This window comes from Nocardia sp. CS682 (genome assembly GCF_004634405.1).
Classification (GTDB): Bacteria; Actinomycetota; Actinomycetes; order Mycobacteriales; family Mycobacteriaceae; genus Nocardia; species Nocardia ninae.
The window spans coordinates 1,238,807-1,261,853 of the sequence record NZ_CP029710.1 but is presented as its reverse complement, the minus strand read 5'-3'; the positions used below and the strand labels follow the sequence as shown (position 1 = coordinate 1,261,853).

Here is a 23,047-nt window from a genome sequence, read left to right as displayed (position 1 = left end):
GGTGGGGAGTCTCCGGTGTCGTTGTGTGCGAAGCCTGTAGACGCCATTCGGGCCTCCGAGCGTGCGTCCGACGTGCGCCAGCACTGAGCATCGAACTGACTGGTCCTCCGGGCGGAAGAAAATATCTTCCGAAATCGGGGAACCGATCCGCCGGGTCGGCCGTCAAACCCTGTGACAAACAAGTTTCGGACCGGGGAGTGTCCGAAGCTGCGTTGCAGCTGTTCGCAGCTCAGAACACAGGGGGAGCAAGTCATGAACCTTTTCCACACGGGCGATCCGGCCGCGCATGGGCGCCTTCGCGGCCGCTCTGCCGGCCCCATTCGATCACTGCTCTTTGCAGTCGCATCGATGATCCTGATGATCACCGGTGTGCAGGCCGCTGGAGCCGCACAGGCGGATTACCAGCCGTGCACCAACTATCGAGTCACGACCAACTGGGGCAGGGTCGAGGTCGACACCAGGCCGGCCGGAACGGACTACATCGGCAACATCGCGTGGGCCATGTTCATCAACGACATCTCCCACGTACCAGGCAGATACGACTACCAGATACTGGTGAACGGCTCGCCGCTGAAAACCGAGACGATCCACAAGGACGACAACCTGCACTTCACGATTCCTCGGTATCAGGGCGGAAACTATGTGTACGACTCCGGCGACGAGATCCAGGTGATCGCTTCGCACGCTGCCGGGAAACACCTGTACGTGACCCCCATCAACCGTTGCACCGTCCCCTATTCGGGAGGATAGCTCCATGGATCAGGAAACATCGAGGCGCGGCGCCGACTTGCTGGCGGCTGATATCGAGTCGGCTCTGGGCTTCGAGGTACACATCGACGAAACGATCCCTGAGCACCTCCTTCGGCAACCTTCTCCACCGGAATGGTGGATCGAGTTCACTATTCCGGCCTTGAACGTCCTGGTCGGCTGTACGCCGAGTGAGCCGACCCCCAGTGGTGTGGCGTGTGAACTCGCGCAGCGCATCCACGACGATGTCCTGACCCGCAGCGGAAAGATCTGGCCCGCCGACGGTACGGGTGGGGACCAGCCGTTGCTCCCGACTTTGAACGGGTGGCAGGGGCCGAGTGGCTCGGTACCGTACGGGCAGGTCGAGGCGGCGAAGGAGCCCGATCCGAGTCTGGACGGGGTGGTTCGATGGTGGCTGCCGCACAGCTATGACGGCCTCATCGCCAGCACCTCCGGTGACGACGTGTGGTTCTCGCGCTGGCAGTACGAGGGCGACGACCAACGGATCACGCCGGGGATGCCGGTGACGTGGCTCATCGGGCAAGGGCGACACGGGAAGTACCGCAAGGCAAGCGAAGTCCGGCCGGTTCAGGAGTAATCGATACCACCGCCCCGCCGACACTGCCGAGCGGGGGGGGCGGTGGCCGGCTCTACCCCGGGCATGTCCCGTTCGGTGCCGGCTTGGGGCTGGGGGAGACTGGCGGGATGCGCGTGGTGGTGGTTAATCGGGGGGAGGTGGCGGTTCGGGTTCTGCGGGCTGCTCGGGAGCGGGGGTATGCGACTGTGGCGGTGTGTACTGCTGCGGAGCGGGAAGCGCTGCATGTTCGGTTGGCGGATGAGGTGGTGCGGCTGCCGGGGGAGGGTGCTGGGGCGTACCTCGATGTGCAGGCTGTGGTGGCGGCGGCCCAGGTGGGTGGGGTTGGGGCGTTGGTGCATCCGGGGTATGGGTTTCTCAGTGAGAGTGCGGAGTTGGCGGCTGCTTGTGCGGCGGCGGGGCTGGTTTTCGTGGGGCCGGGGGCGGAGGTGTTGCGGACGTTCGGGGACAAGGTCGCGGCGCGGGCGGCGGCGGAGCGGGCTGGTGTGCCGGTGTTGGCGGCGACCTCGGCGGGGGCGGGGGCGGCGGAGATCGCGGAGCTGCTGGTCGCGCATCCGGAGGGGGTGATGGTGAAGGCGGCTGCTGGGGGTGGTGGGCGCGGGATGCGGGTGGTGCGGGACCCGAGGGTGCTGGGGGAGGCGTATGAGCGGTGTCGGGCGGAGGCATTGGCGGGGTTCGGGGACGACGCGGTGTATGGGGAAGCGTTGGTGGCCGATGCGCGGCATATCGAGGTGCAGGTGGTGGCCGATGGGGTGCGGGCGGTGGCTGTCGGGGACCGGGATTGCAGCGTGCAGCGGCGGCAGCAGAAGTTGATCGAGGTGGCGCCTGCGCCGAATCTGGCTGCGGTGCTGCGGGAACGACTGCACGGTGATGCGGTGCGGTTGGCCGAATCGGTGGGGTGTCGCGGGGTGATCACCGTCGAGTTCCTGGTGCGTGGTGCGGATGCGTGGTTCCTCGAGGTGAATCCGCGACTGCAAGTGGAGCACACGGTCACCGAGGAGGTGACGGGGGTGGATCTCGTGGCGCTGCAACTGGATCTGGCGCAGGGGCGCAGTCTCGATGATCTCGAGGTGCTCATTGAGGGTCCGCGTGGGTACGCCGTGCAAGCGCGGGTGAATGCCGAAAACGTCACTGCGGGTGGCGATGTGCTTCCGAGCACCGGCACCGTGGCCCAGTTCGCCGCGCCGACCGGGGTGGGTGTTCGGGTCGACACGGCCGCTTACGCCGGTATGCGGCAAGGGGCACAGTTCGATTCGTTGCTGGCGAAGGTGATCGCGCGTGGTCCGTCGTACTCGGCTGCGCTGCGACGCTGTTCGGACGCGTTGGCCGAAACCGTGGTCATCGGTGTCGATACGAATGTGGCGCTGCTGCGAGCGGTGTTGGACGAGCTCGCCGGTGGAGTCACCGTATCGACTGCATGGTTCGAAGACAATCTGAACGAGCTCTCCGCTCGGGCAATCGATTACACGCCTGCGGTACCTATCGAACCCGGCGTCGTTTCGGTCGTCGCGGACTCTGTTGTCCTGCAAGACGACGAACAGACCTTGCGTTCACCGATGGGCGGCACCGTGGTCAGCTTGGTCGAACCGGGCACCGTCGTCGCGGCGGGCGCCGAGGTCGTCGTGCTGGAAGCGATGAAGATGCAGCACGTGCTGCGCGCCGAGCAACCGCTACGCATCCGACGGCACATCGCCGAACCGGGTACGACGGTGGACCCCCATGCGCCCCTGTTGGTCTGGGCCGAAGCCGACCACGATGGGTCTGTCACCGACATCGCGACGGTCGACCTCGACGCGATCCGCCCGGATCTGGCCGAGGTGCGCGACCGCCACCGCATCACCCTCGATGAGTCCCGCCCCGAGGCGGTCGCCAAACGCCACCGGCTCGGCCGACGCACCGCCCGCGACAACATCACCGACCTCGTCGACCAGGACAGCTTCGTCGAATACGGCGCACTCGCGGTCGCCGCGCAACGCCTGCGCCGCAGCCCGGAAGACCTGATCGCGAACACCCCCGCCGACGGCCTGATCGGTGGCGTCGCGACCATCAACGCCGACCGGTTCGGCGCCGACCGCACCCGGGTAGTCGTTATGTCCTACGACTACACCGTGCTGGCAGGTACCCAGGGCATGCGCAACCACGCCAAGACCGACCGCATGCTCGAACTAGCCCGCGCGCAACACCTTCCGGTGGTCTTCTTCACCGAGGGCGGTGGCGGTCGCCCCGGCGACACCGACTACGGCGGCATCTCGGGCCTCGACGTCACCACCTTCCGTGCGATGGGTGCGCTGTCGGGCCGAGTTCCGTTGCTGGGCATCGTGTCCGGCCGCTGCTTCGCGGGCAACGCCGCTCTGCTCGGCATGTGCGACGTGGTGATCGCCACCCCCGACGCGAACATCGGCATGGGCGGCCCGGCCATGATCGAAGGCGGCGGCCTCGGCGTCTACGCACCCGAGGACATCGGCCCGATCGAGGTTCAGCGCCGCAACGGTGTCGTGCACCTCGTCGCCGCCGACGAAGCCGAAGCTGTCCGCGTCGCCCAGCGATATCTGGCGTACTTTCAAGGGCCGGTTGATGATTGGACCGCTCCGGACCCGCGCCTGTCCCGCCACGTGGTGCCGGAGAACCGATTACACGCCTTCGACATCCGGGCGGCCATCGAAGCCATCGCCGACCTCGACTCCATCCTCGAGCTGCGCCGCGACTGGGCCGTCGGCATCGTTACCGCCCTGATCCGCGTCGAGGGTCGCCCCTACGGCCTGATCGCCAACAATTGCCACCACCTCGGCGGTGCCATCGACGCCCCCGCCGCCGACAAACTCAGCAGCTTCCTGCGCCTGTGCGACGCCAACGACCTACCGATCGTCTCCCTCTGCGACACACCGGGTTTCATGGTCGGCCCCGAAGCCGAGAAAGACGCCACCGTCACCAAATTCAGCCGTCTGTTCATCGACGCGGCCGCGCTGTCGGTCCCGTGGGGCACCGTCGTCTTGCGCAAGGGCTACGGCCTCGGCGCCCAAGCCATGGCCGCAGGCTCCTTCCGCGCACCCCACTTCGTCATCGCCTGGCCCACCGGCGAAATCGGTGGCATGGGCCTGGAAGGCGCGGTCCGCCTCGGCTTCGCCAAAGAGCTCGCCGCCATCGAAGACCCGGTCAAACGTCAGGAAGCCTTCGACAACCTAGTCGGCCTCGCCTACGCCAGCGGCAAGGCATTGACCGCCGCCACCGTCCTCGAACTGGACGACGTAATCGACCCTGCCGATACCCGCCGCTGGATCCGCACCCTCCGCTAGCGCACCCGCAACGAAGCCCACCCACACTCCGCAGTTAGGCGAGGGCGGATTCGAGGGCGTCGACGAGGTTGCGGGCGCGTAGGTCGAGAGCGTTTTCGATGATGTTGTTGGTGACGTAGGCGAAGGAGAGGGAGCGTTCGGGGTCGGCGTAGCCGAGGGACCCGCCGCGGCCGGGGTGGCCGAACGAATTCGGTCCGCCCAGGGGGAGATCGGCGATCGGGAGCATGAATCCGTTGGCATAGCGGTCCGGCAGCATGATCACCCGATCGATGCCGCTGGTCTGCTCGCGGATGGCGGCGTCGAGGGTGTCCGCGGTCAGCAGCCGGTGCCCGTCGACCTCGCCGACCAACGCGGCGTACAGCCGCGCCAGCCCGCGCGCGGTGCCGATGCCGTTGCTCGCGGGAATCTCCGCGGCGTGCACGGCGGGGGAGTTGAAGTCGATGTCGGGCGGGTCGGTGATCTGAAAGGCCCGGTTCGCCAAGGATTCCGGGTCGCGCATTGCCGCGACCATCGGCCGGAACTGCTCCGGCACCAGCTCGTCCGGCAGTGCCGTCAGATCCGGTTTCGGCGCGAACACCAACCGGCTGACCCGATGGTGTTCGGCGGCGGGCAATCCGATGAAGAACTCGATATCGAGGGGCCCCGCGATGTCCTCGGCGAGGAACTGCCCGACGGTGCGCCCGGTAATGCGCCGGATCACCTCACCGACGAGCCACCCGAAGGTCCGGCCGTGGTAGCCGTGGTCGGTGCCTGGCACCCAGTTCGGCGCTTGCGCGGCCAGCGCGTCCACCATCGGTGTCCAGGCCAGCGCGTCGGCGAGCGGCACCGGCTTGTCGATCGCGGCGAGACCGGCCTGATGCGTCAGCAACCAGCGCACCGGAATCTCACCCTTGCCCGCCGCCGCGAACTCCGGCCAGTATCGGGCCACCGGTGCGTCCAAGTCGAGCTGACCGCGCTGGACCAGCAGATGGGCCGCGGCCGCCACCACCCCTTTGGTGGCCGAGTAGACCAGTTGCAGAGTGTCGCGCTCCCACGGCCGGCCGGTGTCAGGGTCGGCCAGCCCACCCCACAGGTCGACCACCGGCTTTCCGTCCCGATACACGCACACGGCCGCCCCGACCTCGCCCTGATCAGCGAAGTTCGCCGCGAACGCGTCCCGAACCGCCGTGTACCCCGGAGCAACAGTTCCGTCGATGCGCATGCAGCCCAGCATGTCACGGGCACCGGTCGGCCGGGACCGGTGCGGCTGTGCCCGCACACCCCGGTCGCGACGGCAACCGAGTGAGCCTGGCGGCGCTGCCGACCTGAGGGTGCGCCTCATCATCCGCACCGAAGGGGCGTCGCGTCGAGGCACCGGACCAATGCCTGCCAGCGCCGCATGCGGTGGTCTCGCTGCGTGTGGCAAGAATGAACCTGTCGGTGCCGGACGGAATACTCGACCGTTGTCGCACCACCAACCGCACCGGAGGAACCGCATGCCGCACCAGCTCGAAGACCTGCCCTACGCGCGCCACCTCGCGGTATGGGAGGGCGATCTCGAGCCGGAAGGGGACTACGACTGCGTGCATCTGGACGGCGGCGAGTTCGACGATGTCGAGGTGCAGAACGCCCGCTTCAGCGAGTCGGCCTTCACGTCGGTGGCGTTCACCCGGGGCAGCATGCGGCACACCAGGTTCGCCGACGTGTGGCTGCGCAATGTGCGCTGGGTCGGCACCGAGCTCGCCGACACCAGTTGGCTGGACGGCGAAGTGCTCGCGGGCGCCATGTCCGGTGTGGATCTGGCGGGTTCGAGCCTGCGCCGAGTGCGTTTCGAGGGCTGCAAATTCGACTCGGTCAATTTCCGCACCGCGAAACTGCGCGACGTGTCGTTCGTCGAATGTGTGCTGCGTGACTGCGATTTCGGTGACGCCGTGCTCACCAACGTCACCTTCCCCGGATCCACCCTGGAAAGCCTCGTAGTAAATCGAGTCAAGCTGACCAGGGTCGATCTGCGCGGCGCCCGCGCGCTGGACATCATCGACGGCCTCGACTCCCTGCGCGGCGCAACCATCGACAACGGCCAATTGATGGAACTGGCCCCCGCCTTCGCCCGCCACCTCGGCGTCGTGGTCCGAGATTCCTGAACGTCCTGCCGAACCGGGACGCCGCGCGGCTGGCCGTCGTGCGGCTCCGGCGAATGCAGCGGGAGCCGCACCGCAGAGCTTCTTCCGCGACGCCTACCGCTGCGTCGTCGTGCGATCCTTCGACGCCCCGGAGTCGGGACGGAATGCGTTGTGCCAGTCGGCCCTACGTGCCAGACCCGGTACGGGCAACCGTCGCGGCCACACCGTCCAACACCACCTCGAGTCCGAAGTCGAAATCATCCTGACTCGGGTCGGGCGTCGACGGCGGCGGCGCCGATTCGAACAGTCCGGAGCCGAAGAGTTCGGCCGCGTCCGGGAAGCGCTCCGGCTCGACCAGCCGCGCCATGTGCCGCCCATAGTCGCGGTTGACCTGCGTCTCATCGAGACCTGTTGCGCGCCTGCCTTGTTCGAGCTGCTGCGCCAGCAGATCGGCCTGCCGCACGTACCCGCTGACCACCATCACCACCCCGACCTTCGCTCCGGCGTCGAGTCCGGTGGGCCGCAACGCGCGTAAACCCGCGTCCATCCAACCGATGGCACCAGGCCCGCTCGGCGGCCCCGAGATCGGCAGCTGGGTGAGCCAGGGCCGCCGCCGGTGCACCGACCACAGGGCAACGGCCCACTCGTGTAGCGCTGGCCGCCAATCATTCTGCGGCGCAGGAAAATCCGGGGCCGGGCCGGTCGCGGCATCGGCCATCAGGACGAACAGCTCCTCCTTCGACCCGATATGCCGATAGAGCGACATCGGTGTGACACCGAGCCTCTCGGCGATCTTCGGCAGCGTCGCACCCGATAACCCGTCCCGGTCCGCCAGCTCCACCGCGGTGCGCACGACCTGATCGACATCGAGCCCCGCCGGCCTGCCGAGTTTCGGCCCGGTAGGCAGCCGCCACAGGCGGACCAGCTCGTCCGGCGGGGTGTCGTCGATCATGGTGCGTTTCGCCTCCTCAGCGCTTGTGCTCGAACGGCGGGAACATTAGCATGCGCCTTATAGTATAAGAGATATACTAACCGGGGAAGAGGGTCTCATGAACAGCACCGTCATCCAGCGCACCACCGGCACGGCGGGCCTGATCGCCACACTCCTGACACTGGTCGAACTACCGCTCTATTTCGTCTACGGCGGCCCGCCACCGGACTGGAACATCCTCACCCGCAGCATGTTCGGACTCATCGGCAGCGCGCTGCTCGTCGTGTTCATGGCCGGTCTCCCGCACCTGCTGAAGGCGCACGGCCCGGCCTACGCCTGGCTCGGCTCGCTCAGTGCGGTCGCCGGACTGATGTGGCTCACGGTCACCTCGATCTCCACCTGCCTCGAAGTCGGCGCCGCCATCGCCGCCCCCGACCCCATCGACCCCACCATCGCCGTCACCGGCACCTACCTCCTCTACGGTTCGCTGTCGAAGCTGCTGATCGCCTTGTTCCTGATCGCCTTCGGTACCGCCATCGCAGGCACCGCGCTGCTCCCACGCTGGACGGCGTGGTCGGCCTTCGGCTTGGCCGCAATCCACTTGGCCTTCGTCCCCTCGATGCACTTCGGGAACAACCCCGCCGACTTCTACGCGGCCAACGGCTGGGGCACCACCGCCACCACGGGCGGCCTGACCATCCTTTGGCTGCTCGCGGTAAGCGTCGCCCTCCTGCGTGCGCCAGCCATCCGGACCACCTGAACATCCACCGCCGACGTACGCCCCATGGGCGACATCGAGATCCGCGACGGCACAGCCCGCTACCGCCCGATCGGCAACCGATGGAGCCGAGTCATCCCACCACCTGATCGGCTCTCGCGCACCGGCACCACCACGGGTCCGCGCGGCGCGCGCTCAGCGGATTCGCCTTGATGTGGTACCACCAGGCCGGGTACTTGTTACCCCGATGCAGTGGCCCAGGGGAGTCGTGTGCCGCTTGCCGCACCAAGCGAAGCTGAGCCGACGAGCATGTCAACCCGCGCGGGGTCGGTGGAAGCTCAACGCGGAGAGATCATCTCGGACAGACTTTCTCTTATGAGTGCTGATGGCGTAGATATCACGGCCCTGCTGGACAACCTGTGTGTCGAACTGGGTTTCTGTCTGCCGTTGGACGAACGGAGTAAATTGCGCGCATCGTCGCCTACGGACGTCGACTCGTTTACCGATGCTGTCTTTGTCGGCGAGGGCATGGACCCATACGAGGACAAGTCTCTTCGTGAGCTGGTCCGCCAGAAGGTGATGCGCGCGTTCCAACATAGATAGGGCGAGCTCACGGTACGCGAAGCGCGAAACCGACGCACATCGAACGCACCATAGGGCCGTGGTGCGGGTGACTGGACAGTCCGCGCGCACTCATACCGATGACCGCGAGTCGTTCCAGTTCGAGAACGGCGTGCTCTCCCGTATGTCCACGCGGCCGCGCTGCTTCGCTGTCGTTACGAGCGATAGCGTTGTTCGTGCTTACGATGAGGATGAACGACCGAGCGGCGAGGGTGCTCGGTGTGCGGGACGGCTTCGGTGGCCTGGACCCGGCGGAGGGTTTGGCGTCCGGCTTGCGGACGTGGGTGGACGGCGGGATCGAATGCCGCGGTGAGGTGGTGTGCTGGGCCCCGGCTCCCGCGGACGCTGATGACGCACCGGGGCGTTTGTTCGATCTCGTCGCCTGGGAACAATTTCATAATGACGTCCACCTGGGGAGTTTTGTGCCAGTGGACGATGCGTACGCCGGTGGGCCGCTCATCGGTGTCGACGCGCAGCGAATCCTGCTTCGACAAGGGATCGCCCTGGCTCGGGAGGTCGGGCGGCTGGCCGGTGAACTGAGCACGCCGATTCCGCTGCGATGCATCATTGCGACCACCGAAACCAACGGCAAGTTCAGGTTTTATCGGATCCGGCCCGATGACGACTGGAGCTGGCTGTTCGAGAACCTCGACCACGGCCGAGGCTTTGTGGTGGTCATCGACTTCCTTCCCCGGTCGCACGACAGGTTCCAGAGCGCGCACATTGCCGCGCCGCAACGGGCGGCGCTGTTCGACCTTGTCGAGCTTCTCGCACCCGACGTCGAGAAGGCTCGTGGCAGATTGAAGGACGTTCTCGAGAATGCGTCGTGGTCGGCGTTCGATCCGGAAGACGCGCTGATCGAGGCTTTGTTCGACAGCGTCGACAGTGGCTTGGCCTACTTCGATCGCGTGATCGCCGGTCCCGATGAGATTCGCAGCCACCTAGAGCAGTTGTCCACCTGTCCGGAAGGGTTGACCTGGGACTGGTACGACGGCGATACCAAGTCCGGTAAGACCGAGACTGCTCTCCGGAACTACCTGCGGTTGTTGGCCGATCAAAGCCGTGTGGTCGGTACGGCGTTGATCGGCGTCTTCGCCGGTGAGCGTGGACTGGCGCTGGGTTTTCTGTCTTCGGACAAGCTGGAGCGGTTTATCGAGCTCGCCGCGGCGGCCGAAGCGGAGATCATCATCTACGGCGCGGTTGAGCCGGACGTGGACTGAACCAGTTCCCATCGGGCGTCGCAGGTCTCGCGCACCTCGATCAGTTTGTCGTTTTGCCCATCAGAGCGGCTCGGCATTGATAGATTTCGCCGAGTCGTCGGGGTATGGCGAATTCGATGAGGAATGCGAGTACATGTTCGACCGGGATTTTCGCCGCAGCACCGACGGTGTTCGGGTGCTGATCGGGCTCGCCGAGGAACGCGGGATGTCCGGTGCGGACTGTCTGTCCGGGGCGCGGCTGTCGCCTGCGGATACCGAGTGTACGGCGCAGCAGGAACTGCTTGCGGTGCGCACGCTGCTCGCCCGTTGCGGCGCCGAGCCGGGGCTGGGGGCCGAAGCCGGTGGGCGGGCCGACATTCCGCCGTACAGCCCATGGGGCCTGGCGCTGCTCAGCAGCCGCACGTTGCGCGACGCGATCGATGTGGCGGCCAGCTACCTCGACCGCGCCTCGGTCTCCGGCAGGCTCACCGTCGAGGAAACGGCGGGCTCGCTCCGCCTGCGCTTCGATGATTCCGAAAGCACACCGGATGTGCGTGCTTTTTTGGCCGAACGAATCCTGGCCGGTATCAAGACAATCGGCAGCACCGCGGGCCGCACCGAAATTGCGCCGACACGAGTCGAATTCCGGCACCGCGCGCCGACGGACAACAGTAGGTATCGCGAGATCTTCGCCGTGGCTCCGATTTTCGGCGCGGAAACCAATGCGATGTCATTCGACGGCCGCGCGCTCGACCAGGCCGTGCCTGCCACCGACGAGCGGGCGCGCAACACCTGCGCGCAATTCTGCCGTGACCTGCTGGACCGACATCACGCCCGAACCGGCGTCGCGGGCACCGTGCGCGAGCTACTGGTCCGCAACCCCGGCGATATCCCGGATCAGATCGCGGTCGCCAACGAATTGTTCATGAGCCCGCGCACCCTGTCGCGGCGGCTCAACGAGGAGCAGACCTCGTTCCGCGCGTTGCTCGACGAGGTCCGGCAGCTGCTGTCGGAACAACTGCTCGGCCACACCGATCTGACCACCGAACAGGTCGCCGCCCGCCTCGGCTATGCGGAAGCCGCATCCTTCATCCGCGCGTTCCGGCGCTGGAAAGGGTGTCCGCCACAGGAATTCCGGCTGCACGGCGGCCGCGCACCCGGACCGACGCGCGCGCCCGTCCCGGTCGGCGCCCGCTAGGCGAACTCCCACCGAGCCTCCGTCTACCGGGTCCGACCGGTTCGCGCAGAGTTCCAAGTGGAACGACCGAGCTCGCCCGGTGTGTTGGCCACGGCAGAAGCGCTGGATGCTGCAAGTATGCTGGCATGTCGATCAGCGCTCCCGTTGCGCCGAGTGTCCCGAAGACGATCCGCCAGGCCACGGTATTGGCCGTCTGCTGCACCGCCGTCGTGATGGCGAATGTGGACACCACCGCAGTCAACGTCGCGCTACCCGCGATCGGTCGCGGGCTGGACGGTTCGGTGGCGGGTGCGCAGTGGGTGGTCGCCGCCTACACGTTGACCTTGGCCTGCTTGCTGACGCTGTCCGGCTCGCTGGCCGACCGGATCGGCAGAAGGACCATCTTCCAAATCGGGCTTGCGATATTCGCTATGAGTTCGCTGGCATGTAGTCTCGCACCCTCGATCGGCTGGCTCGTCGCGTTCCGGGTAATGCAGGCGGTCGGCGGGTCGATGCTGACGCCGGTAGCGATGGCGATCATTTCGGCCGTGTTCACCGAGCCGGGGCAGCGGGTGCGGGCGATCGGGATCTGGAGCGGATCGGTCGGGATCGGCATGGCGGCAGGCCCGGTCATCGGCGGCTTACTGGTCGAGACGATCGGCTGGGAAGCGGTGTTCTGGATCAACGTGCCGATCGCGGTGGCGGCGCTGGCGCTCACCTTCCTGGTGGTCCCGCAGTCGAAATCGGAGCGGCCGCGCGCACTCGATCCGGTCGGGCAGCTGCTGGTGATCGGCGTGCTCGGGCTGCTGGTGTTCGCGATTATCGAAGGGCCGCACCGAGGTTGGCTCGCGCCGGAGACGCTGGGCAGCTTCGCGGGCTCGGCGGTGTGCCTCGCCGCGCTGCTGCGGTACGCGCCGCGCCACCCGCACCCGCTGATCGATCTGCGGGTGTTCCGTTCGGCCCCGTTCACCGGCGCGTTCGTGATCGCGATCCTCGCGTTCGCCGCGATGGGTGGCTTCCTGTTCCTGAATACGTTCTACCTCCAGGAGATTCGGCACGACTCGCCGCTGGTGGCCGGGCTGGCGCTGGTGCCGATGGCGGCCGCGATGTTCGTCTTCGGACCGATGTCCGGCCGGATCGTGGCCGGCCGCGGCGCCCGCAGCGCGCTGAGCACGGGCGCGGTGGTGGCGACCGCCGCCGCGGCCGTCCTGACGCTGACCTTCGACGGCAGCGCAAACCTGTTGCTGCTCATCGGTTACGCGATGTTCGGCGCGGGGATCGGCCTGATCTACACGCCCATCACGGCGACTGCCGTGGCAGGCCTGCCACCCGCGCAGGCCGGCGTCGCGGCCAGCTTGGCGAGCACCTCGCGCCAGATCGGTCAGTCGCTCGGCGTTGCCGTCATCGGTTCGCTGATCGCCAGCCATCCCGGGGCCCTGACCTCGGCCGCGGCCTTCCGGCTGCCCGCCCATCTCGGCTGGCTCACCATCACCGGTCTGTGCGCCGCCGCGCTGGTGGCCGCCCGAATCAGTACCGCGCCCAAGGCGGTTCGCGCGCGCTTCTGAAACCCCGATTGTCCACTACCTGGGCAATCGGTCGGCACACCGAATCCTGCTCCCGTACTATCGCGATCGGATACACCGGCCGGGGAGATGTAAGGAGGACGGTGTGGGACCTCGCATCCGCAACGGGACCCTGTGGTTGCGACGCTTCGCCGGAACGACGCCGGGGGTGGTCGCGGTTGTTGTCGTCGTTTCCGTGGTGCTGTGCCTGCTCGCCGGTTTCGCGTCCGCGAGCCAGCTGAGTGGTAAGAGCGAGCGCCGTGACGTCGCGCTCGAACGCACCGAGCCGCTCGCGTTCGCCGCTCAGCGGCTGTACGTGGCGCTGTCGGCCGCCGACGCCTCGGCGGCCACCGCCTTCCTGGCGCCCGGCGTCGAAGGACCGGCGCTGCGCAAGCAGTATCAGCAGTCGCTCGCCGATGCCGCCGCCGCGCTGTCGGAGGCCACCGCAGGCGTTTCCGACGAGGAGACCAGGCAGATCGTGGCCCGCATCGCCGCCGATCTGCCCGCCTACACCGGCCTGGTCGAGACGGCGCGAGCGAACAACCGGCAAGGTTTTCCGGTGGGCTCGTCCTATCTGCGCGCGGCCTCGGAGGTGATGCAGAAGTCCCTGCTGCCCAACGCCGAACGGCTCACCGCCAGCCGGTTCGCCGCCGTCCACGAGGACCAGAAGGCCATCGCCGCGCTGCCGTGGGTGAGCATCGTGCTGATCGCGCTGGTGCTGCTCACCTGCGTGGTGGGGTCGTGGATCCTGTTGCAGCGCACCAACCGGATGGCCAATCTCGGCGTGCTGGCCGCGGCGGGCGCGGCGGCACTGGCGTTGCTGTGGGTGGTCGTCGCGACGAGCGTGGCGGCCGACGTCATGGACACCGGCGCGCAGGATCGCTTCGAAACCCTGGCGAAGGCGCGCATCTCGGCCCAGCAGGCCCGCACCGAGGAGACGCTGCAACTGATCACCCGCGGCGACATCGCGGCGGGCGAAGAGAACTACAACAAGCACGCCACCGAGCTGCGCGATCGGATCGGCGCTGTCGTCGGCCCGGAGTCCGTTGCCGCGCAAGAGCTCACCAAGTGGACCGCCGGGCACCGCGCGCAGATCGCCGCGTACCAGGCGGCGAACTACCCGGCGGCGCTCGAGCAGGCGATCGGTACCGGCCCCGCCTCGTCGGCCACCCAGTTCGCCGCGCTGGACCGTTCGCTCAACGACAACCTGACGCAGGCCCGCCGCGACCTGCGCGACGGACTGCGGACCGCGGGCACCGCGCTATTCCTCAGTCCGTTCGGCACACTCGGGTTGCTGGTGCTGGCCGCGGCCGCCGTGGTGGCCGGGGTGTGGCCGCGGCTGAAGGAGTTCCTGTGAGGACACGCTTGTTGCTCGCCGCGCTACTGGCCGGGGCGAGCGTACTGACGACCGGTTGCGGATCGGGCGAGCTGCCCGCGCCGAGCACGCTCGACGCGGTGGATCCGCTGCCCGCGGGCGCCGCGGAGATCACCACCCCGCCGCAGGCCGAGGGCGACGGCGGCTGTGATACGGAGGCGACCCTGCGGCCCGGCCCGCTGCCGAGACCCGGTGCGATGCCCGCTGGTTCGGCGATGGCAGAGATCGTGGCGAACCAGCGGCTGCGGGTCGGCGTCGACCAGAACACCTACCTGTTCGGTTTCCGTAATCCGGGTACCGGCGAACTAGAGGGCTTCGACATCGACATCGCGCGCGAGATCGCCCGCGCGCTGTTCGGTGACCCGACGAAGATCGAGCTGCGCTCGGTGACGGCGGCAGAACGCATCCCCGCGCTGCGCGACAAGCAGGTCGACATGATCGTGCGTACCTTCTCGGCGACCTGTGAGCGGCGCAAGGAGGTCGACTTCTCGGCCGTCTATTACCGTGCGGCGCAACGCATCCTGGCGCCGCGGGACTCCGACATCAAGTCCGGCGACGACCTCGGTGGCAAGCGCGTCTGCGTGGCCCGCGGCACCACCGCGCCCGCTCCACTGTTCACGCTGGCGAAGCGGCCGACCGTCATCGGCGTGACCAACTGGACCGACTGCCTCGTCGCGCTGCAACAAGGCCAGGTGGATGCGATCAGCGGTGACGACCCGATCCTGTTCGGCCTGGTCGCCCAGGACCGCAACCTCGAGGTGGTCGGCTCGCCGATCGGCAACGGCGCCTACGCCGTCGGCGTGCCCAAGGGCAGCGACGAGCTGGTCCGCTTCGTCAACGGCGTGCTCGACCGGATGCGGACCGACGGCACGTGGCAGCGGATCTCCGCGGCTCGGCTCGGCTCCCTCGGCCAGGTCCAGGAGCCGCCCGAGCCGCGGTACGTGGGATGAGCCAGACCATCATGCCGCTACTCACCGTGCCCGAGATCGATCGTGAATTAGCCCGGCGCGCAACAGAAGTCGACGCGATCGTGGCCACCCTGCTGGAGCTCGACAAGCATCCGGGACTCACCCTGGTGCGGCGCTATCCGCCGTCCGGGGTGACCGAGGCGCGCTGGCTGCCGGTCCGCGACGCCCTCGCGCTGATGTGGGAGGACTTCGGCCGGATGCGCGCCATCCTGGATTCGGCACGCGCGGTGCGCGGTACGCGCGCCAAGCTGGACGACGGTCAGCGCGCGGAGCTGACCGAGCTGCTGCACGGACGCCCCTACGAGGTGTCGCGGACGCCGATCCCGCTGGCCGAACGCTCACTGACCGGTCCGAGCGAACACGTGTTGTTCGTCGGCCTCGCCGATACCCTCGAACGCATGCGGGCGACGTTCCCGGTAATTGCCGAATTTCTCGACGCGGTGGACAAGGTGAACACCCGCGTCATGTCGGGCCTCGCGCCGCTACAGAAGAGTTTGGACCAGGCCGGAGCGGTGACGCCGGAGCTGCGTGCCATCGCCGACGGCATCGCCGATCTGCTGAGCTGTTCGGCCACCGATCCGCTCGCCCTGACCACCGCCGAAATCGACGCCCGCATCGCCGAACTCGCCGCGGCCATGCGCCGGGAGGCGGCGGTGCTCGCCGAACTCGGTGCGATGGTGTCGAACTGGCCCGGCGCGATCGCGGCTGCGCGCACAAAGCTGGACGCCTTGCAGGCCACGTGCGAGCGGGCCGCCGCGGCGAAAGCGAAGGTCGAGCACTCCATCGTGTCGGGTCCGCTGCCGGTGCCCACCGACAATGTCGGTCTGCTGCGCGCGCAACTGGATGCCCTCGCGGCCCAGACCGGTGCGGCGGCTGCCCTTTTGGCACTAGGTCGCCGCATCGATAGCGCGAGCGAGAGCGCAGCCACCGCGGAGAACCTGGCTCAGGGGCTGCTGGACAGGCGCGGCGAACTGCGCGGCAGACTGGCCGCCTATCAGGCCAAGGCGGCCCGCCTCGGCGTCAGCGAGGACCGTGATCTGCTCGCCTCCCAGCAGATCGCGGCCGGGCTGCTCGCCCGCACCCCGTGCGACCTGGCGGCGGCTACCCGCGCCGTGGCCGACTATCAGCAACTCATCGCGGAGAAATCGGGGAGGGGAACATGAGTATCTGCACGGAGCCCGGCTGTTCGGGCACGATCGAGGACGGCTACTGCGCCGTGTGCGGGACCGCCCCGGCGGAGGCGACGACGGTACGGTCGGAATCGTCGGCGGCGGAGGTGACTACGGCGGCCGCCAGAGACCGGCGGTGCACCGAACCTGGTTGTGGCGGAACGATTGTCGACGGTTACTGCGAGGTATGCGGGACGGCTCCGGCGGAGGCGACCACCGTCGAGGCGGCGCCGCCGGCCGCCGAGGCGATCACGGCTGAAGCGGCACCGCCGGCTGCCGAGGTGACCAGGGTCGAGGCGGTATCCTCGCCTGCGGAGGCTACGACAGCGGCTGCGGCGCACCGGGGCTGCACCGAACCTGGTTGTGGCGGAACGATTGTCGACGGTTACTGTGAGGTGTGCGGCACCGCGCCCGCGACGGTCGAGGTGGTGTCCGGTAGTGCGCGCAGCAGCCGGAGCGGTTCGCGCTCGGTGCGCACCGGCCGCTCGTCGTCGAAGTCGAGCCGCCGCGGGCGGCTGGGCGCGGGCATGGTCGAGGTGCCCCGGGTGCCGCGCATCGACCCGGCCACCGCGATCATGGCCGACCCGAAAGTGCCGGAGAACAAGCGGTTCTGCGGCAAATGCGAGAAGCCGGTCGGCCGGGGGCGCGCCGGAAAACCCGGCCGCACCTCGGGCTTCTGCGCCAACTGCGGCACCCGATTCTCCTTCGATCCCAAGCTCGTCAAGGGTGATCTGGTCGCCGGGCAGTACGAGGTCGCGGGATGTCTGGCGCACGGTGGGCTCGGCTGGATCTACCTGGCGATCGACCGCAACGTCAGCGACCGCTGGGTGGTGCTGAAGGGGCTGCTCAACGCGGGCGACACGGACGCGCTGCTGGCCGCGATGGCGGAGAAGCGCTTCCTCGCCGAGGTGGAACATCCGAGCATCGTCAAGATCCACAACTTCGTCGAGCATGCCGGGTCGGACGGGGTGCCGGTCGGCTACATCGTGATGGAGTACGTCGGCGGCACCTCGCTCAAGCAGATCCTGCGCCGCCACCGCGACACCGCCGGGGGCTTCCTACCGCCGGCCCAGGCGATCGCCTACGTGCTGGAGATGCTGCCCGCGCTCGGCTATCTGCACTCGCTCGGCCTCGCCTACTGTGATTTCAAGCCGGACAACGTGATGCAGACCGACGAGCAGCTCAAGCTCATCGACCTCGGCGCCGTGATCGCCATGGACGATCAGGACAGCCCCATCTACGGCACGATCGGCTACCAGGCGCCCGAGATCGCCGAGACCGGGCCGACCGTCGCCACCGAGGTCTATACGGTCGGGCGCACGCTGGCCGTGCTGCTGCTGAATGTGCCGCAGCAGGGCGGTCATTTCGGCGCGCTGCCGGGCCCGGACACCGAACCGCTGCTGGCTACCTACGATTCGCTGCACCGATTCCTGCTGCGCGCCACCGACGACGACCCCGACGCGCGGTTCGCCTCGATGGAGGAGGTGACCGATCAGCTGACCGGGGTGCTGCGCGAGGTCCTGTCCGTCGACGACGGGGTGCCGCGTCCCGGCATGTCGACCTACTTCGGACCGCCGCGCGGCGTCTTCGGTGTCGACGCTCCGGTGCGCGCGACGAATATTGTTGCCGCGCTGCCTGTTCCGCTGGTCGACCCGACCGACAGCGCGGCCGCGCTGCTCGCCACCACGACCGGTACCACCCCGGCGGAGCTGGAGCGCGCGTTCGAGGCCGGGCTGCGCTCGGTCGTCACCGGCAGTGCCGCGTCGACCGAGATTCCGTTGCGGCTCATCCGGGCCGCGCTGGAGGTGGGCGACACCGCCGAGGCGGAGCTGCGCCTGGGGGAGGCGGCCACGACACTGCCCGGGGACTGGCGACTTGCCTGGTATCGCGGCGAAAGCCGTTTGCTCGCCGGTGATTTCGCGGCGGCGACGGCCGAGTTCGACGCGGTGTACGCGGCGCTGCCCGGTGAAGCCGCGCCGAAACTGGCACTGGCGGCGGTCGCGGAGCTGGCCGGTCAGCAGGCCCCTGATACCAATGGTTTCGATGCCGCGCAGGAAAAACGCAGGGCGGCCCGGTATTACGAGACCGTGTGGCGCACTGATCGCACCTACCTCAGCGCGGCATTCGGTCTGGCGAGGCTGCGCGCGGCGGCCGGTGACCGCGACGGCGCGGTCACCGTGCTCGATCAGGTCGACGCGGGTTCTTCGCTGTTCACCGAGGCGAGAATCGCTGCGGTGGAGACGATCCTGAACGGAAGGCCGGCTGCCGAGCTGACCGAGCCGATCCTGCGCGACGCGGGCGAACGGGTGGCCCGGCTACGGCTGGACTCCAAACGCCGTGCCGCGCAGGTGCGTTTACGCGTGCTGACCGCCGCGCTGGACTGGCTGCGCGCCGGCCGCGTGCCGGAACGACCCGATCCGTTGCTCGGCGCCGCGCTGGATCAAGGCGGTGTGCGCACCGGATTGGAGCGTTGTTATCGGGACTTGGCCCGGGAAACCGACGACATGTGGGAGCGATTCGCGTTGGTAGAGCAGGCGAACACCGTGCGGCCGAGGACCAGGCTGTGAGCGCCGAGGTAGGGGTGCGCTGCCCGGGGTGCACCGCCGAGGTGCAGCCGCAGGATCGCTTCTGCGAGAACTGCGGACAGGAGCTGGGCGGCACGCGTATCGCGCTGCCGAACCACGAACCCGGTGCGACGACCGCCTGTACGGGCTGCGGCGGCGTGGACTACGACGCCGATGGTTACTGCACGGGCTGCGGCCAATTGCGCGGCATGCCGGACCGATTCGACGCGGACCTCGGCGCCGTCGCGGTGGTCACCGATCGCGGCATCGCCCACGCGCGCAACGAGGATGCCGTCGCGGCGGCCGTCCTGAACGGCACCGATGGCGTGCCGAACGCGGTGGTGATCACGGTCGCCGACGGCGTATCGACCTCCGAGGATCCCCAGGTCGCCTCGGGCGCGGCGGCCAGGGCAGGTGTCGATGCCGGTCGCACGGCGCTGCTGGACGGACTGTCCGCGACGGACGCGGCGATGGCGGGACTCGCGGCGGCCGCCCAGGCGGTACGCGATATCGCGACGACCGATAGGCACGCACCGTCGTGCACGTATGTGTCGGCTGTCGTGCGGACCGATGCCGCGGGCACCGAGATCACCGTCGCGAATGTTGGTGACAGCAGGGCCTATTGGCTGCACGCCGACGCACCCGACGGCCCGGACAATCCGCCGTCGCAGCGGTTGACCGTGGACGACTCGTGGGCACAGGCGCTGGTCGACGCGGGTGCGCTGGACGAGCGGGCCGCAATGAACGATCCGCGGGCACACACCCTGATCCGCTGGCTCGGCGCGGACAGCCCGCCGAAACCGTGGGCCGACAACTGCATCCAGACCTTGCGCACCACCGGACCGGGTGTATTGCTGCTGTGCAGCGACGGCCTCTGGAACTACCTCTCCGACGCGACCGCGCTGGCGGAGGTGGCCACCGCGACCGCCCCGGCCGTCGCCGCGCGCGAACTGGTCGAGTTCGCGCTGCGCTGCGGTGGCAGCGACAACATCACCGTCGCGATCGTCCCCGTTCCGTGGTCCGTGAAGCCAGGAGAAGTACAGTGAGTTCCGTTGCAGGCAATGGTATTTCGGTAGCCGTCGATCAGAACGAGTACCTGGCCGACGGTGTCGGCACGGTCGACGCCGTGGTGACCGTGGAGACCGCGGCCGAGCTGGTGGTGGCCGCCGCGCCGCAGGAACGGCTGGAGGTCCTCATCCTCGACTGCTCCGGCTCGATGGCCACCGGTCGCAAATTCCCCGGTGCCCGCCAGGCCGCCCTCGCCGCGCTCGAGGTGATGGCCGACGGCACCAGGTTCGCGATCGTCGAGGGCACCGCGATGGCGCGGCTGATCTACCCCACCGAAGTGCCGTCCATACCCGCGAATCGGGAGTCCAGGGCGGCGGCGCGGCGCGCGCTCGACAAGCTCAAGCCCGGCGGCGGCACCGCGATGGGCACCTGGCTCGGGCTGACCCGGCAGCTGGCCAAGAAGCATCCCGGGGCCATGGTGCACGCCATCCTGCTCACCGACGGCAAGAACGAGCACGAGGAACCGGCGGCGCTCGCCGCGGAGATCAAGCAGTCCGAAGGCGTGTTCACCTGCGACTGCCGCGGCGTCGGAACCGATTGGCGGGTAGACGAATTGCGCGCCATCGCCGCCGCACTGCACGGCACCGTCGACATCGTCGCCGACCCGGCCAAGCTGGCCGAGGACTTCGCCGCGATGATGCGGGGCTCGATGGCGAAGGCGATTCCGGAACTGACCCTGCGGATCTGGACCCCGGCCGGCGCGAAGGTGCGGTTCGTCAAGCAGGTCGCCCCGGCCATCCAGGACCTCACCGCGCGACGGGTGGACACCGCGGCACAGGTAGGGGAGTACCCGCTCGGCGCGTGGGGTGCCGAAGATCGCGACTATCACGTGCAGGTCGAGGTGGAGCCCGCCGCGCCCGGCCGGGAGAAGCTCGCCGCGCGGGTGAGCGTGGTCAGCGGCGACGAGGTGCTCGGGCAGGGGCTGGTGAAGGCGGTGTGGACCACCGACACCGAGCTGTCGACCCGAATCAGCAGGAGGGTCGCGCATTACACCGGGCAGGCCGAGTTGGCGCAGGTGGTGCAGGAGGGATTGGCCGCGCGCAAGAGCGGCGACGCCGATACCGCCACGGCCAAACTGCGGCGCGCGGTCCAGCTCGCGGCAGAGTCGGGCAACGAGAGCACGGCGAAGCTGTTGCGCGGTGTGGTCGAGGTCGACGAGCGCAGCGGGACCGTACGATTGCGGGCCAGCGTCGAGGCCGCCGACGAGATGGCCCTGGACGCGCGCTCGACGAAGACGGCCAGGGTACGGAAGGAGGGGGAGTGATTGCCAGCTGTCCCGACGGCCACCAGTCGGTCGCGACGGACTACTGCGATGTGTGTGGCGCGCCGATGGGAGCGGCCGCGCCGACTGCCGCGGTCGAGCCGGTCGCGTTGTGCCCGTCCTGTGGGGCGCCGAGCGCCGGCCGCTTCTGTGAAGTGTGCGGGCATGATTCGGCCCTGCCCGCCCCGGTAGTGCGGCCTGAGCCGGCTGCCCAGCCGGAGTCGGCGGTGCCGCCGGAGTCGGTGACTCGGCCGGAGTCGGCGGCTCAAACCGAACCTGCCGTGCCGGATACCGCGATGGTTGCACCCGAATCAACGCCTGCCGGCTCGACGGTCTCCTGGGTGGCGACCATTTCGGCGGATCGCGAATTCTACGATCGGGTGATCGCGCGCAAGGGGCCGGATGCCGATCAGGTCGGCTTTCCGCCGTTTTATCCGGAACGCCGAATCATCCTGCGCGGCATGGACATCGCGATCGGCAAGCGTAGCGTCTCGCAGGGGCTCACCCCCGATATCGACCTCGGTATCGCACCCGCCGATGTGGGTGTTTCGCGGGCGCACGCGGTGATCCACATCGACGGTGACGCGCTCACCGTCACCGATCTCGGTTCCACCAACGGCACCAGCATCAACGGCAGTGACGACCTCATTCCCGCGAAAGTGCCGGTGTCGCTGCGCAACGGCGACCGTATTCATGTGGGCGGCTGGACGACCATCATGTTCACCCGCGAGCAGATCTGAACCCGCTTGACCGCCAGCCTCTTTGCGTCTGGGACAGCATGACGGGATTTGTAGACAACGTTGTTCATTTGCGCCTATCGTCGTGAGTTATGACGAAGTTCGGCGGCAAGAGCTGCCTGATCACCGGGGCGGCAAGCGGTCTGGGCCGCAGTACCGCCCTTGCCGTCGCGGCCAAGGGTGCCTCGCTGATCCTGACCGACATCGACGCCGAAGGGCTGCAACAGACCGCGACGTTGGCGCGTGCGGAGGGTGCGACGGTGCACCTCGCGGCCACCGCCGACGTCAGCGTGCACGACGAGGTGGTCGCGCTGGCGGCCAGGGCGCATGACGAGGTGGCCAGCGTCGACATCGTCATGAACGTGGCGGGCATCGCGACCTGGGGGACCGTGGACCGGCTGACCCACGCTCAGTGGCGACGGACCATCGATATCGATCTGATGGGCCCGATCCACATCATCGAGGAGTTTCTGCCGCCGATGATCGCGGCGGGCCGCGGCGGCCACCTGGTGAACGTGTCCTCGGCCGCCGGCTTGTTCGGGCTGCCGTGGCACGCGCCGTACAGCGCGGGAAAATTCGGGTTGCGCGGCGTCTCGGAGGTGCTGCGGTTCGATCTGCGTCAGCACGGCATCGGGGTGAGCCTGGTCTGTCCCGGGGCGATGGCGACGCCGATGGCCGACCGCGTGGATATCGCGGGCGTGGACCGGACCGGCGAGGCGGTGCAGCGGGCGATGGGCCTGTTCCTGCGGCACGCGGTGACGCCGGAGGCCGCGGCGCGTTCGATCGTGCGCGGTGTCGAGCGCAACACCTACCTGGTCTACACCTCGAACGACATTCGCCTCGGGCACTGGGCGCAGCGGTATTTCCCGCCCTCCTACAACCTCGCGATGCGCGGGTTGAACTGGGCGATGAGTCGCTATATCGATCAACCGGCCACGAAGACCATCGTGCGCTGACGCC

19 protein-coding genes are annotated in these 23,047 nt (G+C 68.3%); 17 read left to right on the top strand and 2 right to left on the bottom strand.

The window, feature by feature from the left end; translation table 11 throughout:
• The first annotated feature begins 252 nt into the window (after nt 1–252).
• The 3 genes from DMB37_RS05325 to DMB37_RS05315 all read left to right on the top strand — a co-directional run bounded on the left by DMB37_RS05325 (nt 253) and on the right by DMB37_RS05315 (nt 4,635).
• Nucleotides 253–750 (top strand): hypothetical protein, encoded by a 498-nt coding sequence (locus tag DMB37_RS05325; RefSeq protein WP_135231743.1) that lies wholly within the window; start codon nt 253–255, stop codon nt 748–750.
• Nucleotides 751–754: 4 nt separating this feature from the next.
• Nucleotides 755–1,345 carry a hypothetical protein gene (locus tag DMB37_RS05320; RefSeq protein WP_135231742.1) on the top strand — a complete coding sequence of 197 codons (591 nt, stop codon included), beginning with the start codon at nt 755–757 and terminating at the stop codon, nt 1,343–1,345.
• A gap of 107 nt (nt 1,346–1,452) precedes the next feature.
• Complete coding sequence (locus DMB37_RS05315; RefSeq protein ID WP_135231741.1) at nt 1,453–4,635, top strand: carboxyl transferase domain-containing protein; 3,183 nt, start codon at nt 1,453–1,455, stop codon at nt 4,633–4,635.
• A 34-nt stretch (nt 4,636–4,669) separates the two neighbouring features.
• On the opposite strand, the gene DMB37_RS05310 is transcribed toward DMB37_RS05315, so the two are convergent.
• Nucleotides 4,670–5,836: a serine hydrolase domain-containing protein gene (locus tag DMB37_RS05310; protein ID WP_135231740.1), complete on the bottom strand. Its 1,167-nt coding sequence runs from the start codon at nt 5,834–5,836 to the stop codon at nt 4,670–4,672.
• Nucleotides 5,837–6,110: 274 nt separating this feature from the next.
• Between DMB37_RS05310 and DMB37_RS05305 the strand changes: the two genes are divergently transcribed.
• On the top strand, nt 6,111–6,758 hold the full coding sequence (locus tag DMB37_RS05305; RefSeq protein WP_135231739.1) for a pentapeptide repeat-containing protein: 648 nt from the start codon (nt 6,111–6,113) through the stop codon (nt 6,756–6,758).
• Between the two features lie 163 nt (nt 6,759–6,921).
• Here DMB37_RS05305 and DMB37_RS05300 read toward each other — a convergent pair whose 3' ends face one another.
• Nucleotides 6,922–7,689 carry a TetR/AcrR family transcriptional regulator gene (locus DMB37_RS05300; protein WP_135231738.1) on the bottom strand — a complete coding sequence of 256 codons (768 nt, stop codon included), beginning with the start codon at nt 7,687–7,689 and terminating at the stop codon, nt 6,922–6,924.
• 97 nt (nt 7,690–7,786) lie between these two features.
• On the opposite strand from DMB37_RS05300, the gene DMB37_RS05295 reads away from it, so the two are divergent.
• The 13 genes from DMB37_RS05295 (at nt 7,787) to DMB37_RS05235 (ending at nt 23,043) form a co-directional block, all read left to right on the top strand.
• Nucleotides 7,787–8,428: a hypothetical protein gene (locus DMB37_RS05295; RefSeq protein WP_135231737.1), complete on the top strand. Its 642-nt coding sequence runs from the start codon at nt 7,787–7,789 to the stop codon at nt 8,426–8,428.
• A 333-nt stretch (nt 8,429–8,761) separates the two neighbouring features.
• Entirely contained in the window at nt 8,762–8,989 is a 228-nt protein-coding gene (locus DMB37_RS05290; RefSeq protein WP_135231736.1) for a hypothetical protein, read from the top strand.
• Nucleotides 8,990–9,198: 209 nt separating this feature from the next.
• Nucleotides 9,199–10,227, top strand: a complete 1,029-nt coding sequence (locus DMB37_RS05285) for a hypothetical protein (protein ID WP_135231735.1) — start codon at nt 9,199–9,201, stop codon at nt 10,225–10,227.
• Nucleotides 10,228–10,360: 133 nt separating this feature from the next.
• Nucleotides 10,361–11,404, top strand: coding sequence for an AraC family transcriptional regulator (locus DMB37_RS05280; RefSeq protein WP_135231734.1), 1,044 nt, complete (start codon nt 10,361–10,363; stop codon nt 11,402–11,404).
• Between the two features lie 125 nt (nt 11,405–11,529).
• The gene (locus tag DMB37_RS05275) at nt 11,530–12,948 is read left to right on the top strand and encodes a DHA2 family efflux MFS transporter permease subunit (protein WP_135231733.1); all 1,419 of its coding nucleotides are present in this window, start codon (nt 11,530–11,532) and stop codon (nt 12,946–12,948) included.
• Nucleotides 12,949–13,051: 103 nt separating this feature from the next.
• Nucleotides 13,052–14,302, top strand: coding sequence for a hypothetical protein (locus DMB37_RS05270; protein WP_240772255.1), 1,251 nt, complete (start codon nt 13,052–13,054; stop codon nt 14,300–14,302).
• Complete coding sequence (locus DMB37_RS05265) at nt 14,299–15,270, top strand: glutamate ABC transporter substrate-binding protein (protein ID WP_135231732.1); 972 nt, start codon at nt 14,299–14,301, stop codon at nt 15,268–15,270. Before DMB37_RS05270 ends, DMB37_RS05265 begins: the two co-directional genes overlap by 4 nt.
• Nucleotides 15,267–16,451: a hypothetical protein gene (locus tag DMB37_RS05260; RefSeq protein ID WP_135231731.1), complete on the top strand. Its 1,185-nt coding sequence runs from the start codon at nt 15,267–15,269 to the stop codon at nt 16,449–16,451. The genes DMB37_RS05265 and DMB37_RS05260 overlap by 4 nt, the downstream gene beginning before the upstream one ends.
• Nucleotides 16,448–19,024 (top strand): serine/threonine-protein kinase, encoded by a 2,577-nt coding sequence (locus DMB37_RS05255; RefSeq protein ID WP_135231730.1) that lies wholly within the window; start codon nt 16,448–16,450, stop codon nt 19,022–19,024. Before DMB37_RS05260 ends, DMB37_RS05255 begins: the two co-directional genes overlap by 4 nt.
• The gene (locus DMB37_RS05250; RefSeq protein ID WP_240772254.1) at nt 19,021–20,067 is read left to right on the top strand and encodes a phosphatase; all 1,047 of its coding nucleotides are present in this window, start codon (nt 19,021–19,023) and stop codon (nt 20,065–20,067) included. Before DMB37_RS05255 ends, DMB37_RS05250 begins: the two co-directional genes overlap by 4 nt.
• Nucleotides 20,064–21,353 carry a VWA domain-containing protein gene (locus DMB37_RS05245; protein ID WP_135231729.1) on the top strand — a complete coding sequence of 430 codons (1,290 nt, stop codon included), beginning with the start codon at nt 20,064–20,066 and terminating at the stop codon, nt 21,351–21,353. Before DMB37_RS05250 ends, DMB37_RS05245 begins: the two co-directional genes overlap by 4 nt.
• Entirely contained in the window at nt 21,350–22,090 is a 741-nt protein-coding gene (locus DMB37_RS05240) for an FHA domain-containing protein (protein ID WP_135231728.1), read from the top strand. The genes DMB37_RS05245 and DMB37_RS05240 overlap by 4 nt, the downstream gene beginning before the upstream one ends.
• 89 nt (nt 22,091–22,179) lie before the next feature.
• A complete protein-coding gene (locus tag DMB37_RS05235; RefSeq protein ID WP_135231727.1) occupies nt 22,180–23,043 on the top strand; it encodes an SDR family oxidoreductase in 864 nt (287 codons plus the stop codon).
• Nucleotides 23,044–23,047: the final 4 nt, after the last annotated feature.

Bases quoted from the DNA above. Each gene is read 5' to 3' on its own strand.
- DMB37_RS05260 (WP_135231731.1), top strand. From the start codon at position 15,267: ATGAGCCAGACCATCATGCCGCTACTCACCGTGCCCGAGATCGATCGT.
- DMB37_RS05290 (WP_135231736.1), top strand. From the start codon at position 8,762: ATGAGTGCTGATGGCGTAGATATCACGGCCCTGCTGGACAACCTGTGT.
- DMB37_RS05305 (WP_135231739.1), top strand. From the start codon at position 6,111: ATGCCGCACCAGCTCGAAGACCTGCCCTACGCGCGCCACCTCGCGGTA.
- DMB37_RS05285 (WP_135231735.1), top strand. From the start codon at position 9,199: ATGAACGACCGAGCGGCGAGGGTGCTCGGTGTGCGGGACGGCTTCGGT.
- DMB37_RS05280 (WP_135231734.1), top strand. From the start codon at position 10,361: ATGTTCGACCGGGATTTTCGCCGCAGCACCGACGGTGTTCGGGTGCTG.
- DMB37_RS05310 (WP_135231740.1), bottom strand. From the start codon at position 5,836: ATGCGCATCGACGGAACTGTTGCTCCGGGGTACACGGCGGTTCGGGAC.
- DMB37_RS05275 (WP_135231733.1), top strand. From the start codon at position 11,530: ATGTCGATCAGCGCTCCCGTTGCGCCGAGTGTCCCGAAGACGATCCGC.
- DMB37_RS05325 (WP_135231743.1), top strand. From the start codon at position 253: ATGAACCTTTTCCACACGGGCGATCCGGCCGCGCATGGGCGCCTTCGC.
- DMB37_RS05295 (WP_135231737.1), top strand. From the start codon at position 7,787: ATGAACAGCACCGTCATCCAGCGCACCACCGGCACGGCGGGCCTGATC.
- DMB37_RS05255 (WP_135231730.1), top strand. From the start codon at position 16,448: ATGAGTATCTGCACGGAGCCCGGCTGTTCGGGCACGATCGAGGACGGC.
- DMB37_RS05235 (WP_135231727.1), top strand. From the start codon at position 22,180: ATGACGAAGTTCGGCGGCAAGAGCTGCCTGATCACCGGGGCGGCAAGC.
- DMB37_RS05320 (WP_135231742.1), top strand. From the start codon at position 755: ATGGATCAGGAAACATCGAGGCGCGGCGCCGACTTGCTGGCGGCTGAT.
- DMB37_RS05300 (WP_135231738.1), bottom strand. From the start codon at position 7,689: ATGATCGACGACACCCCGCCGGACGAGCTGGTCCGCCTGTGGCGGCTG.
- DMB37_RS05315 (WP_135231741.1), top strand. From the start codon at position 1,453: ATGCGCGTGGTGGTGGTTAATCGGGGGGAGGTGGCGGTTCGGGTTCTG.